Origin of the sequence: Massilia sp. IC2-476 (assembly GCF_020707295.1) — a bacterium.
Lineage (GTDB): Bacteria > Pseudomonadota > Gammaproteobacteria > Burkholderiales > Burkholderiaceae_D > Telluria.
In genome coordinates, this window is record NZ_JAJFER010000001.1 from 811,598 (window position 1) to 825,737 (window position 14,140).

The 14,140-nt window shown below is 65.7% G+C and carries 8 protein-coding genes; 2 read left to right on the forward strand and 6 right to left on the reverse strand.

The genetic code is table 11. From position 1 onward, the window contains the following. Positions 1-153 precede the first annotated feature (153 nt). The 3 genes from LK539_RS03740 to LK539_RS03750 form a co-directional block, all read right to left on the reverse strand. Positions 154-1,944 carry a DEAD/DEAH box helicase gene (locus tag LK539_RS03740; protein ID WP_227799557.1) on the reverse strand — a complete coding sequence of 597 codons (1,791 nt, stop codon included), beginning with the start codon at positions 1,942-1,944 and terminating at the stop codon, positions 154-156. Between the two features lie 163 nt (positions 1,945-2,107). Beyond that, entirely contained in the window at positions 2,108-3,619 is a 1,512-nt protein-coding gene (locus LK539_RS03745) for a tryptophan halogenase family protein (RefSeq protein ID WP_227799558.1), read from the reverse strand. 77 nt (positions 3,620-3,696) lie between these two features. Further along, positions 3,697-6,594: a TonB-dependent receptor gene (locus LK539_RS03750; protein ID WP_227799559.1), complete on the reverse strand. Its 2,898-nt coding sequence runs from the start codon at positions 6,592-6,594 to the stop codon at positions 3,697-3,699. Between the two features lie 521 nt (positions 6,595-7,115). Between LK539_RS03750 and LK539_RS03755 the strand changes: the two genes are divergently transcribed. Next, positions 7,116-8,978 (forward strand): glycoside hydrolase family 13 protein, encoded by a 1,863-nt coding sequence (locus LK539_RS03755; protein WP_227799560.1) that lies wholly within the window; start codon positions 7,116-7,118, stop codon positions 8,976-8,978. Continuing rightward, positions 8,975-11,872, forward strand: a complete 2,898-nt coding sequence (locus LK539_RS03760; RefSeq protein ID WP_227799561.1) for an esterase — start codon at positions 8,975-8,977, stop codon at positions 11,870-11,872. Before LK539_RS03755 ends, LK539_RS03760 begins: the two co-directional genes overlap by 4 nt. Before the next feature lie 113 nt (positions 11,873-11,985). On the opposite strand, the gene LK539_RS03765 is transcribed toward LK539_RS03760, so the two are convergent. The 3 genes from LK539_RS03765 to LK539_RS03775 form a co-directional block, all read right to left on the reverse strand. Continuing rightward, on the reverse strand, positions 11,986-12,975 hold the full coding sequence (locus LK539_RS03765; RefSeq protein ID WP_227799562.1) for a diacylglycerol kinase family protein: 990 nt from the start codon (positions 12,973-12,975) through the stop codon (positions 11,986-11,988). Positions 12,976-13,045: 70 nt separating this feature from the next. Continuing rightward, complete coding sequence (locus tag LK539_RS03770) at positions 13,046-13,579, reverse strand: GNAT family N-acetyltransferase (RefSeq protein ID WP_227799563.1); 534 nt, start codon at positions 13,577-13,579, stop codon at positions 13,046-13,048. Beyond that, positions 13,576-14,103 carry a GNAT family N-acetyltransferase gene (locus LK539_RS03775; protein WP_227799564.1) on the reverse strand — a complete coding sequence of 176 codons (528 nt, stop codon included), beginning with the start codon at positions 14,101-14,103 and terminating at the stop codon, positions 13,576-13,578. The genes LK539_RS03770 and LK539_RS03775 overlap by 4 nt, the downstream gene beginning before the upstream one ends. Between the last annotated feature and the right edge of the window lie 37 nt (positions 14,104-14,140).

Below are 14,140 nucleotides of genomic sequence, written 5' to 3' on the forward strand. Positions count from 1 at the left end.
CCAATCCTCAATTGAAACAGTTAGCCCGTCGTTCCGGCGAAGGCCGGAACCCAATTTCAGGTGCATAGCGGTCAAGATTGATTGCACCTCCACGCGTACAAACTTGGATCCCGGCCTTCGCCGGGATGACGGTTCAACGGACAGTGGCCGTAATTAGCCTTTACGGTGCGGCTTCTTGAAACCCTTCTCCGCCACGCGCCGGTCGGCGCCCGCCTTCGCGAACGATTTCTTCTTCGGCGCCGTGATGATCGGTTCTTCCACGCCATCACGCGTCATGTTCAGCTGCTGACCCGCCACCCACACCGTCTTCAGGTGGTCGATCAGCTCAGGCGTCATGTCGTCCGGCAGGTCGATGGTGCTGTAGTCGTCGTAGATCTCGATGCGGCCCATGTACTTGGCCGGCATGTCGGCTTCGTTGGCGATCGCGCCGACGATGTTGCCCGGCTTGACGCCGTGCTGGTGGCCGACCTCGATGCGGAAGGTCGCCATGCCCGGTTCCGGCGCGCGCATTACGCGCTCCTTCTTGAAGGCCGGCTCGCGCGCTTCACGTTGCGGACGGGCCGGTCGATCTTCCCACGTTCCCTGCTCGCGCGGGGCGAATTCGGGCTTCGGCTCGCGATCCGGCTTTTCCAGAAGCAGCGGCTGGTCGCCGCGCGCCAGCTTGGCCAGCGCCGCGGCGATGTCCACCGCCGGCACGTTCTGTTCGCGCTCGTATTCCTCGACCAGCGAACGGAAGACTTCCAGGCCGCCCTCTGCCAGGGTGGCCGCGATCTGCTCCTTGAACCTGGCGATCCGCACTTCGTTCACCGCCTTCACGGTCGGCAGCTGCAGCGGCGCCACCGGCTGGCGGGTGGCGCGCTCGATGGCTTTCAGCAGGCCGCGCTCGCGCGGGGTGATGAACAGGATCGCGTCGCCGCTGCGGCCCGCGCGGCCGGTGCGGCCGATGCGGTGGGTGTAGCTCTCCGGGTCCGACGGCACGTCGTAGTTGATCACGTGGCTGATGCGTTCCACGTCCAGGCCGCGCGCGGCGACGTCGGTTGCGACCAGGATGTCGATCTTGCCGTTCTTGAGCTGCTCGATGGTGCGCTCGCGCGCCTGCTGGGTCATGTCGCCATTGATCGCGGTGGCCGCGAAGCCGCGCGCCTGCAGCTTGGTCGCCAGCTCTTCGGTGCCGAGCTTGGTGCGCGCGAAGATGATCATGCCGTCGAACGCTTCGGCTTCCAGGATGCGGGTCAGCGCATCGAGCTTCTGCATGCCGGCCACCAGCCAGTAGCGCTGGGTGATGTTCTCGGCGGTGCCGGTCTTGGCCGCCACGGTCACTTCGGCCGGGTCACGCAGGTAGGTCTTGGCGATGCGCTTGATCGCCGGCGGCATGGTGGCCGAGAACAGCGTGGTCTGGCGCTCCGGCGGGGTCTGCTGCAGGATATGCTCGACGTCGTCGATGAAGCCCATGCGCAGCATCTCGTCCGCTTCGTCCAGCACCAGGGTCTTCAGCTGCGAGAGGTCGAGCGAACCCTTTTCGATGTGGTCGATCACACGGCCAGGGGTGGCCACCACCACGTGCACGCCGCGGCGCAGCGCCGACAGTTGCGGGCCGTAGCTCTGGCCGCCGTAGATCGGCAGCACATGGAAGCCCTTGATGTGGGCGGCGTAGCTCTGGAAGGCTTCGGCCACCTGGATCGCCAGCTCGCGCGTCGGCGCCAGCACCAGCGCCTGCGGCGTGGCCTGCTTGATGTCGATGCGCGACAGGATCGGCAGCGCAAAGGCGGCGGTCTTGCCGGTGCCGGTCTGGGCCTGCCCGAGCACGTCGCGGTTGGCCAGCAGCAGCGGAATGGTCGCGGCCTGGATCGGCGACGGCGTTTCGTAGCCGACTTCCTTCAACGCCTTGAGTACGGGGGCGGAGATGTCGAGATCGGCAAACGTCGGGAGGGGGGTGTCGGACATGGTAAAGCTTTCAAAATTAATACTAAGGCGCCAGTTTACTCCCTTGCAGGAGGACGGCGGGCACTATTTGGAACGGGGCGGCTTGTAGCTGTACGGCAAGCCCCAAAAGAAAACGGCCCCAGGCGCTGCCGCGCATGGGGCCGCAATGATACAGGTTCGCGCGCTACATCTTCTTTGCAGCGCACATCTTCGCGATGTAGTCATTATGCGAAGGCATGACCTCGACGCACTTGGCGATCACCTCGCGCACGCTGGCCAGGTACTCGGCGATGTCCTCCTCGGACTGCGTATCGGCCAGCGGGTGGTAACCCTCGATCGGCATGTTCTGCCCTTCGAACACCTGGATCCAGCCGACTTCCGAGAACAGCTCGTTGTCGACCCGGACCACGCGCCCGTGGGTGCGGTACATGTCCATCTTGCGCTGCAGCGTCTCCGGAATCGCCATGTGCGCGCACTCCTGCCAGTATTCGGAGTCAAGGCGCTGGTTCAGGTGGTAGTGCAGGACGATGAAGTCGCGGATGCGCTCGTAGTCGAAGCGCGACTGGCGGTTGTATTCGTCGCGGTCGATCTCGCTCCAGCCGCGATCAGGGAAGAAGTCGATCAGGCGCTGGATGCCGGACTGGATCAGGTGGATGCTGGTCGACTCCAGCGGCTCCAGGAAGCCGCTGGCCAGGCCCAGGGCCACCACGTTGCGGTTCCAGGCCAGCTTGCGCATGCCGGTCTGGAACTTGATCAGGCGCGGCTCGGCCAAGGCCTTGCCGTCCAGGTTGGCCAGCAGCGTGGCGGCGGCTTCGTCGTCGCTGATGAAGCGGCTGCAGTACACGTGGCCGTTGCCGGTGCGGTGCTGCAGCGGGATGCGCCACTGCCAGCCCGCCTTGTGCGCGGTGGCGCGGGTGTAGGGTGTGATCGACGGCGCCGATTCGCAGGGCACGGCCAGCGCGCGGTCGGCCGGCAGCCAATGGGTCCAGTCCTCGTAGCCGGTCTGCAGGGTCTGCTCGATGAGCAGGCCGCGGAAGCCCGAACAGTCGATGAACAGCTCGCCCTCGACGCGGCTGCCATTTTCCAGTTCCACCGCGTCGACGTGACCGTCAGGCTCGCGCTGGGTGACGCGGGTGATTCTACCTTCGATACGGACTACGCCACGGCTTTCGGCCAGCTTGCGCAGGTACTTTGCATACAGGCTGGCGTCGAAGTGGTAGGCGTAGTTGATGTCGCGCAGCGGCGAATTCTGCACGTCGAAGCGCGGCGGCATGAACTTGCCGGCCTTGGCCGCCATACGCGTGATCGAATACTCCTCCAGCGGCGCGGCCTTGCCCGCCAGCCGCATCTTCTGCCAGTACTGGTCGAAGGGCACGGTCGCCAGGTCCTGGCCCAGGCGGCCGAAGCCGTGCATGTAGCGCTCACCCACCCTGCCCCAGTTGACGAACTCGATACCCAGCTTGAAGCTGCCCTGGGTCTCGCGCATGAACTCGTGCTCGTCGATGCCGAGCACGCGGTTGAAGCGCTGGATCATCGGGATGGTCGCTTCGCCGACGCCGACGATGCCGATCTCGTCCGACTCGACCAGGCGGATGTTGTAGCGGCCATTGAGCATGGTGGACAGCGCCGCCGCAGTCATCCAGCCGGCGGTGCCGCCGCCGACGATGACGATGTCCTTGAGTGCTTCGTTGTGCATGGAGATTTCCTGGATACGAAAAACGACCCCTGGCAGGCACAGGCCCGGCAGGGGTCGTTACTTTACCTCAGTTCAGCTTAGAACTTGTAGGTCGCGCCGAAGTGGTAGGTGCGGCCATAGTCGCGGCGGTTCGACGGGTTTTCCTCGTCGGTGGTGAACTCGAGGAACGGTGCGTTGTTCCAGTTCTGCGCCTGGGCGTACAGGCTCACGCCCTTCAGCCAGCCCGACTGGATCTCGTAGGATGCCTGCAGGTCGACGATGGTCTCGCCCTTGATGAAGGTGAGCTGCGCGTTGTCCTGGAAGTCCGAGACCTGGCCCAGGAAGCTCGAACGCTTGCGCGCCGCGGCGGCAATCTGGAAGCCGTTCTTCTCGTAGTAGATACGCAGGTTGCTCACCTTGCGCGACAGGCCCGGCAGCGGAATGCTGGTCAGGTCGCCGGCCACGTTCGCGAAACCGGTCTCCGGCAGGTTGACGTTGCTGCGGGTATCCGAGTGATTCACCATCGCACCGAAACCGTCCAGGTATGGCGTGATCATCGAGAACGGAACGTTCACGGCCAGCTCGTAGCCCTTCAGGTTGCCGCCGTCGCCGTTCACCGGCTGGTTGAACAGGCCGACGGTCGAGCCGGCGTACGGACCGGTCAGCGGCAGCGGGGTGGTCGGGGTCACGAACGGACGGAAGTCGAACGGGCGTGGGATGCGCAGGATGTAGCTGTCGAGCTTCTTGTAGAAGACGGCGGCGCTGATGTAGCCCTTGTTGCCGAAGTACTTCTCGTACGACAGGTCGAGGGCCTTTGCGCGGAACGGCTTCAGCTGCGGGTTGCCGCCGCTACCAACCAGGATCGGCACGCCGGTGGTCGAGATGCCGAAGTTCTGGCCGGCGCGCAGGTCATCCAGGTTGGCGCGCGAGACTACCTTGGCCATGCCGAGGCGCAGTACCTGTTCATTCCCCAGGTCGAAGCTGAGGTTCGCGCTAGGCAGCACGTCCCAGTAGCTGTCGCCTTCGTCCACGCGCTGCGCCGGGCAGGTCTGTGCGGTGTTGCCGACGCAGCGGGCCTTGTCGATGACGTAGCCGCCGCCGCGCTGGTTGGTGTGGATCGCCTGCAGGCCGACGTTGCCGCGGTAGCTCAGGCCGAACATCTCGCCGTTCAGGTCACCCATGACGTAGGCGGTGTTGATGCGCTCGCTCACATCCCAGTACTTGTTGTAGATGTCGGCATCGACCTTCTGCGCCAACTGGTAGACCGAACCGAGCGAGCCGCGCGGATCCCAGGACACGACCTGGAAGCCCGAGGAGCCGGCAAAGGCCACGTCGCTGCCCGGCACCGCGGCGGCGGCGTACGGACCGCCGGCGATCACCAGGCGACCTTCGTCACCGGTGCGCGACTTGTCGCGCGAGGTGTGGTTGAAGCCGAAGCTGGTGCCGGTGATCGGACCCAGTTCCAGGGAGCGCTTGGCGGTCAGGCGCACGGCCTTGACGGTGTCTTCCACGTAAGGCTGGGCCAGGTAGCCAGCCTGCGGCGAGGCTTCGCCACCGGACCAGCCCATCACGTCGGTGAGGCGCGCGACGCTGCGGTCGGCGTAGTTCGAGCCCGGGGTGTACTTCACTTCGGTGACGTTGGCGCCGTTGAAGTTGGTGTAGCGCAGGGTGTCCTGGGCGCGACCGGCGATGCCGGCGGTGGTCTCGTAGCGCGAGGCCAGCTTGGTCGCCTTCGACCAGGTCAGGTCGGCCGCGGTGGTCCAGTCGGCGATCTTCAGCTCGTTGTTCCAGCCGATGGTCTTGAGGTCGTCCTTCGAGCCCTCGTAGTGGTTACGCACCACGCCCTTCCAGTTGCTGATGGTACCGCTGGTGGCGACGCCGTTCGAGACAGTGGCGGTGCTGAGCACGTGCGGCAGCTCGTAGGCGCCGCCGCCGTTGTAGGCCACACCGCCTTCGAAGCCGGTCTTCTTCTGGCCGGTTTCGCCGGCCGAGTAGAACAGGTCGACGGTCGACTTGAAGTTCTTGTTCGGACGGAACTGCAGCGAGGCGAAGGCGCCGTCGCGTTCGTGCGAGTCGACCACGGTGTCGTAGCCGAAGCCGCCCGGAGTCTTCACGTTGGCGCCGTTGTACGCCATCTCGGCGGTGCCCCAGGAGTTGAAGGTGGTCTGGCCGCCGCCGGTTTCTTCATAGCGGGTAAAGCCCATGGCAACGCCGATGGTGCGGTTCGCGAACTGGTCGATGTACGACAGGGTGGCGCGCTTGCCGTCGCCTTCCGGCAGGCCGTCCGGGTGCTTCACGCCCAGGCGGGTCTTCTTGTAGCTGACAGCGACGGTGCGCTTGCCGAAGTCCAGCGGCTGCACGGTGCGCAGGTCGATGGTCGAGGCCAGGCCCTGGCCGATGACGCTCGCTTCCGGGGTTTTGTAGATGACGATGGAACCCATCAGTTCGGCCGGGAACAGGTCGAACTCAGGGGAACGGGCATTGCCGGTGGAGGCCATTTCGCGGCCGTTCAGCAGGGTGCCGTTGAAGCTCGGCGACAGGCCGCGCACCGAGATGTCCGATGCCTTGCCCGAGCTGCGGCCGCGCTGGGCCGACACGCCCGGCAGGCGCGAGATCGACTCGGCGACGCTCTGGTCCGGCAGTTTGCCGATGTCTTCGGCCGAGATGGCTTCGACGATCGACGAGGAATTCTTCTTGATCGAGATGGCCGCTTCGATACCGCGGCGGATACCGGTCACCTGGACGGTGGCGACATTCGGCTGGGCGGTCGCGCCGGCCGGCGTCGGCTCGGCGGCGGCGGCTGTCTGCTCGGCCGAATTCGGCTGGGTGGCGACGCTCGAGGTGGCGCTGGTGGTGGTCGTGGTGTTGTCCTGGGCTTGCGCGTAGGCGCTGCCCGCGAACACCGACAGGAAGACTGCGCAGCCGGCGGCTACCGGGCTCAGCTGGAATGCATGGCGAACCGGCTCGGCGGTGCGCTTGGTTGCGAAGATACTCATTTGTCCCCTCATATAGACCAATAATTTTTCCCGAAACTACAGCGCGACAGCCAGCTTGCACGGCAGCCTCAAGCAAACGTATTTAGACGTTCTGTCAAGGATTCTGTATTAAAACTAGATGCACTGTCAACGGGAGTTGCTTGTTACTACGATAACGGCATCATTTTATATATATACTGGCTTGAGCACGTCTTTTTCGTTGTATTTGGGCTACAGGATCACATACAGACAACTGTAGTCGGACTACAAATGCACTTTACAGCAGCAGACTTGGCGCTTTTCGCACCAGTTTGGTGCATTCTGGACACTCTTCAGGATATTGAGCGTGGTACGTACAGTGGGACGAGAAATTTTCGATCCGAAAATTTGTACTTTGACTAGATGCTGAACGTTTGTGTGCTACAGCCGATCCATAGTATTCTCGTAACAACATAACCACGCATGGCGACCCTTGCCACCGCGCCGAACTGTAGTCTGACTACGATTCAGTATATCGGGAGCGAGAAAACGCCCACACCGACATGAGACATTTCTTCGCCAGCCTGCTGTTCGGCAGCGCCGCGCTCGCTCCCTGCGCCGCCCTCGCCCAATCCCCCGCCATTGCCCACATGGAGCCGCCCTTCTGGTGGGCCGGCATGCAGCACAAGGGGCTGCAGCTGATGGTGCATGGCGAGCGCATCGCCGACCTGGCGCCGAGCCTGAGCTACCCGGGCGTGCGCATCGCGTCGGTGACCCGGGTCCCCAGCAGGAATTACCTGTTCGTCGACCTGGAAATCGGCGTGGACGCGAAGCCGGGCAAGTTCGACATCGTGTTCAGCGGTGCGGGCGGCGAGACGCGCTATGCCTACCAGCTGCTGGCGCGCGAGCCCGGCTCCAGCCAGCGCGTCGGCTTCAACAGCAGCGACGCGATCTACCAGGTCATGCCGGACCGCTTCGCCAACGGCGACCCGCGTAACGACAGCACCCCGGACACGCTGGAAAAAGCCAATCGCGCGAACGGCTCCGGGCGCCACGGCGGCGATATCGCGGGTATTGTCCAGCGCCTCGACTACATCCGCGACATGGGCTTCACCCAGCTGTGGCCGACGCCGCTGGTGGAAAACAACATGCCGGCCTACTCGTATCACGGCTACGCGGCCACCGACCACTACCGGATCGACCCGCGCTACGGGAGCAACGAGGACTTCCGCCGCCTCTCCATGGAAGCGAAAAAGCGCGGCATCGGCATCATCCAGGACGTGGTGCTGTCGCACATCGGCAGCGGCCACTGGTGGATGAAGGACCTGCCGACGCCGGACTGGATCAACTATGGCGGCAAGTTCGTGCCGACCCAGCACCACCGTACCGCCGTGCAGGACCCGTACGCGTCGAAGGAAGACGCGGACAACTTCACGCGCGGCTGGTTCGTCGAGAGCATGCCGGACCTGAACCAGTCCAATCCGCTGGTGGCCAATTACCTCATCCAGAACAACATCTGGTGGATCGAGTACGCGGGCCTGTCGGGCCTGCGCATCGACACCTTCGGCTATTCGGACGGCGCTTTCCTTTCCGACTACACGAAGCGCCTGATGGCCGAGTACCCGAAGCTGAACATGGTGGGCGAAGAGTGGAGCAAGCTGGTGCCGGTGGTGGCGCGCTGGCAGCGCGGCAAGCAGAACTTCGACGGCTACCGCGCCTCCACGCCGAGCCTGATGGACTTCCCGCTGGCCGAAAGCATGCGCACGGCGCTCGCGGACAAGAACGGCCGCAACGTGTTCGGCGACGTCTACGAAACCCTCTCGCTCGACTACCTGTATCCTGAGCCGGGCAACCTGGTGCTGTTCGAGGCCAACCACGACGTGTCGCGCATCTGGTCCGTGGTCGGCGAAGACTTCGACCGCTACCGCATGATGATGGTCTTCCTGATGACGATGCCGCGCATCCCGCAGCTCTACACGGGCGACGAGATCCTCATGACCAGCGCGACCCGCGAGCGCGACGACGCCAGCTACCGGCGCGACTTTCCGGGCGGCTGGGCCGGCGACAAGCTCGATGCCTTCGCGGGCAAGGGCCTGAGCAGCCAGCAGCGCGCCGCGCAGGAACTGGTGCGCAGGCTGGCCAACTGGCGCAAGGGCCAGCCCGTCATCCACCGTGGAAAGCTGATGCACTACGGCCCGCGCGACAACACCTATGTCTACTTCCGCTACGACGACAGCAAGCGCGTACTGGTCGCCTTCAACAACAACCCGAAAGAGATGGTGCTGGATGCGCAGCGTTTCCACGAGATGCTGGAAGGCAGAGCGGGCGGCGTCGATGTCCTGAGCGGCAAGCGCTTCGATCTCACCAAGGAGCTGCGCCTGCCGGCCAAGGGCAGCGTGATCCTGGAACTGGACGCGGCGCGATGAAGCGCCGCCTGCTGGCCACGGCCGCCCTGCTCGCCTGCCTTTCCGCAAGCGCGCAGGAGAAGGAAAAGGAACTGTACATCCGCGGCGCCTTCAACGGCTGGGGTACCGATAACGCGCTTTCCCCCAAGGGCAAGGGTGTGTACGAAGCGGACATCCTGGTCAGCCCGGGCAACCATGCCTTCAAGGTCGGCAGCCGCGACTGGGCTGACGAATGGGTGGCCGACACCAGCAAGAGCGTAACGGTGGCGCCGGGCGCCTCGTATCCCCTGGCCACCCAGCCCGGCCCGGAAGACTACCTGTTCGTGCGCCAGACCGGCACTTACCGCTTCACGGTGGATGCCTCGAACCCGGCGGCCCCCAAGCTGCGCGTGGTGCGCCTGGAGACGCCACAGGCAGCCGCGGCGCCCGATCCGCACGCGGGACGCGAGGCAGTTGCAGCGCTTACCTGGCCGACCTGGGACGGCAAGCAGGAAAGCGCGCGCTTCTCCACGCCGGATGCGGGCGCGGCACTGCGGCGCTACGCCCACTCCACTACGCTCAGTCTGCGCGACCCCGGCCCGCAGCACAGCGAGTACGGCGAGCAGGCCGGCCTGCCGCGCGTCCGTACCGGCAACCTGGCCTTCGACGCGCTGTTCGCACTGGCCGGCTCGGAAATGCGCCTGGATGCGGTGAGCCAGATCCGTGACGGCAACTACAACGGCGGCGCCGCGATTCCCTGCGAGTGCTTCGCCACCGGCGAGAAGTGGCATTACGTGTGGACGCGCGACCTGTCCTACGCCGCCGACCTGGGCCTGGCCCTGCTGGACCCGCAGCGGGTGCGCAACTCGCTCGAATTCAAGCTGTCCGGCTGGCGCAAGGGCGTCACGATCGCACCGCAGGTCGCGGGAAGCCCGGACGGCCTGCAGATCGTGCAGGACACCGGCAGCGGCGGCAGCTGGCCGGTCAGCACCGACCGCGTCACCTGGGCCTTCGCCGCCGAGGAAGTGCTGCGCGCCCTGCCCGCTGCCGAACGCGCACCCTTCGCCCGACGCGCCCTACAGGCCCTGTCGAACACGATCGAGAACGACCGCATCGCGGCCTTCGACGCCCGCACCGGCCTGTACACCGGCGAGCAATCCTTCCTCGACTGGCGCGACCAGAGCTACGCTTCCTGGATCCCGAACGAGCTGGCCTCGATGTCCACCTCGAAGTCGCTGTCCACCAACGTCGGCCACTACAAGGCCCTTAGCCTCGCCTCACAACTGGCGAGGGAACAGGGCGATGACGAGCGGATGCGGCGCTATGCCGCGTGGGCGGCCGAACTGGTGCGCGCCATCAACACGCAACTGTGGCTGAGTGATGCCGGCATGTACAGCAGCCTCACCGCCGGCCACCTCGATGGCACGCCGCTGCACAAATTCGACTGGCTCGGGCAATCGCTGGCCATCATCACCGGCGTTGCCAGCGACGAGCAGGCGCGCTCGATCATGGCGCGCTATCCGCACGGGCCGATGGGCGCTCCCGTCATCTGGCCCCAGCAGCCAGGCATGCCGGTCTACCACAACCGCGCCCTGTGGCCCTTCGTGACGGCCTACGGCCTGCGCGCCGCCACCCATGCAAAGAATGTCGCCGTGGCCGATGCGGCCTACGACTCCCTGCTGCGCGGCGCAGCGCTGAACATGTCGAACATGGAGAACCTCGAATGGCTCTCCGGTCAGCCGCTGCTGCTGGACGAACGCAATCCGAACCTGATCGGGCCGGTGATCAATTCGCGCCGCCAGCTGTGGTCGGTAGGAGCCTACCTCGGCATGGTAGTGGGCGAACTGTTTGGCGTATCGGTGCAGGACGACGGCGTCCTGCTGCAGCCATTCGTCACCGCGAAGCTGCGGCGCGAGATGTTCGGCGCGTCGAACGACATCGCGCTGCACGAGCTGCGCCTGCATGGCAAGCGTATCGACGTGCGCCTGCGCCTGCCGGCCGTGGACACGGAAGACGGCTACTACACCGTCGACCGCATCCTGGTGAACGGCCAGGAAAGCAGCAAGCGGATTCCCCTTGCGAGCTTAAAAGACAACAACCAGGTCGAGATCGTGCTGGGCCGCCTGCAGCGCGGGCAGCAGGAGATCCGCCGCGTGAAGGACGATCCTTACGCCACCGCCGGCCCCACCTTCGCACCGCGCGAGCCTGCGATCGCGGCCCTCGAGCGTCATGCGAACGGGAATATGCTGCGGATCGCCCCTGCCGGCGACGAGGGCGCAGTGCGCTACAACGTCTACCGCGACGGCAAGCTGGCGGCCAGCGGCCTGCAGGCAGGCAGCTGGACCGACCGCGGCGCCAGTCCCTTCGCCTGCTACGCGGTCGAGGCCCAGTCCCTGGCCGGCGGCAACCGCAGCCACCACAGCATCCCGCGCTGCATCGACCGTGGCATCGAGGTGCCTGTCACCGACCGGCGCACCCAGTCGAACGTGAAGCTCAGCGCCCAGACTGCACGCTTTGACGCGCCGCGCCTGGAAGGCTGGGGCCAGCCCGGCGACCGCTTCGCCGTCGAGCGCATCGCCGTCCCGGCCGCAGGCCGGTACGCGGTCCAGGTGCGCTACCACAACAGCGCGAACCAGGTGAACCTGGGGATCAGCGGTGGCGTGAAGTGGCTGGCGGTGAAGGACGCGCGCGGCCGCATCATGGCCCAAGGCGTGGTGCAGCTGCCGCACGCCCCGCTGGCGAAGGCGAACACGCCGAGCGTGTATTCGACGCCACTCAGGGCAACGCTGAGCGCGGGCCGTTACCGCATCGAGATGGGCGACTTCTACAACATGAGCTATCTCGACAGTAACAGCAGCTTCAGCGCGGCCGGTGGTGCGACGGGGCCGTCGAACCGCTTCGATATTTACGGAGTCCGCCTGCTCCGCGTTGAGTAGGGTGGTCGGCTTGCCGACCGCGCGTCCAACAGGCGCATACGCAGTCGTGAGGCACGCCGGAGTTGAACGCGCGGTCGGCTCCGCGTGATCTGGTCCACCGGACCAGATCACCCCTACGCGGCTTCGGCCTCATCGGGACCGGGTCGCGCTTCCTTGCGCGACGGTCCCTGCACCATCAACAGCAGGCGGCCTTCGAGCACGCGGAATTCCAGCGGCATCGGCATTGTCGTCACCTCACCGTCGGCCGCGACCTTCATGCGCTTGCGGCCATACACCGCGGGGGTGCGCACGGTCAGGCGCTTGAAGGCGAAGGCGTCGACCTCGTCGTCGCTGCCCAGCCGTCCCAGCATGCCGCGCACCAGCAGGCGCAGCAGGCCAAGCTTGCCCATCGGACGCGGCGCGATGGCGACCAGTTGGCCGTCCTCCACCGCTTCGATCAGGCCGTCGCGCATGCCGACCTGCTCCAGCTGCAGGCGGTTATTTCCGACAAACAAGGTCGTCGTCCGGATGCGCCGTTCCTTGCCGTCGAGTTCGAGTGAAATGCGCAGGTGCCGGTGCGGACGCAGGGCGATCTTGATGGCCGAGAAGAAGGCGACGACCCGGCTGCGCCCGTAGTGCTGCTTGTCGTGCTCGCGCTCTTCCAGCAGCTTGGGGTAGAGCCCGACGCTGGCATTCACCAGGAAGATCTTGTTGTTGAGCAGGCCCACCTGCACCGCGCGCATCCGGGCGCGCAGCAGCGAATACACGGCCTCGGCCAGGTCTTCGGGAATGCCGTGGGTGCGGCCGAAATAGTTGAATGTTCCTTGCGGCAAAACTCCGAAGGGACAGCCGGCCAGCACGGCCTCATGGGCCACCGTGTTGATGGTGCCGTCGCCGCCGGCCGCCACCAGGATGCCCTCTTCGGCCACGGCGCGCGCCGCCATGCTGCGCGCCTTGTCCGCGAGCTCGGCCGGATCATCGACCAGTTCGAGATGGCAGCGCCGGCCGGCGCCGGCCAGCACCTCCTCGATGGTCGAACGCCGCAACTCGGTCTCCGAATGGCCGGAACCGGCATTCAGGACAATGAAGAACGGGGCGTCGGGGCGCGGCTCGGTGGTCGGCATCGATGGCTTGTGGTGGGTTAGTGAATGTGCAAGCCAATGCTACCACCACCTGGCGGCACACGAGTGTGCGCTAGCGCTCTTCCGACAGCTCCATGCCGTACAGGTTGAGCGCCGGCTCGCCCGCCACCACGACGCGCGTGCCCTGGTAGCGCATCCCCAGCCTGAGCAGCAACTGGATCGAGGCGGCATTGCCCTGGGTCGTGATGGCCACCAGGCGCGGGATGCCAAGCAGGCGCGCATGCGCGACCACCCCTTGCGCCGCCTCGAAGGCATAACCGTGCCCGCGGTAATGCGGCAGGAAGGCATAGCCGATATCGACATCCTCGAGCCCGTCGCGCTTGATCAGGCCGGACAGGCCGACCGCCCTGCCGTCTTCCAGGCGCTCCACCAGGTACATCGAGTGGCCGCGCGTGCGCTGCATCGCGACCGGGCCGTTCTCGATCGAACTCACCGCCGCCTCGAGCGTGCGCACGCCGCGGTCGCCGATATGCTCGATGAAGGCGGGGTCGTTGAGGATCTCCAGGTAGACGGCGGCGTCCCCGGGTTCGACCAGGCGCAGGCGCAGGCGTTCGGTGCGGATGATCTCCAGGGGACCCGCCGTCATGCGTCCGCCGTCGGCCAGTGGTCCGGGTCCTGCAGCAGCTGGTACATGACGTAGGCGTCGACGTAGCCGAGGCGCTTGTGGCGGTAGGCCTTGGGCAGCGTGCCCACGATCGAGAAGCCGAGCTTCTTCCACAGCCGGATGGCGGCGGTATTGGTGCTCACCACGTAGTTGAACTGCATCGCGAGGTAGCCCTGGCGTTTTGCTTCAAGCAGGCTATGCTCGCCGAGCGTGCGCCCCACGCCGGCGCCCTGCGCCGACGGGCTGACCATGTAGGAGGCATTGGCCACGTGGTGGCCGCGCCCGGCCTGGTTGGCGACCAGGCGGTACATGCCGAGCACGCGCGACCCGCTGGAGGTCGCGACAAAGCTCGTCACCTCGGGCCCGAGCCAGTAGGCGTGGCCGGCTTCGCGCGAGGTCGCGGTAGTGAACGGATAGGTTTCACCGGCGGCGACGTGCGAGCAGAAGATGCTCCACATCGCGTCGAAATCGTGCTCGCCGGCGGGGCGGATCAGGATGTCTTTCACGGCTGTCTTGAACGCGTTACTGAACTTGAAAGCGTTC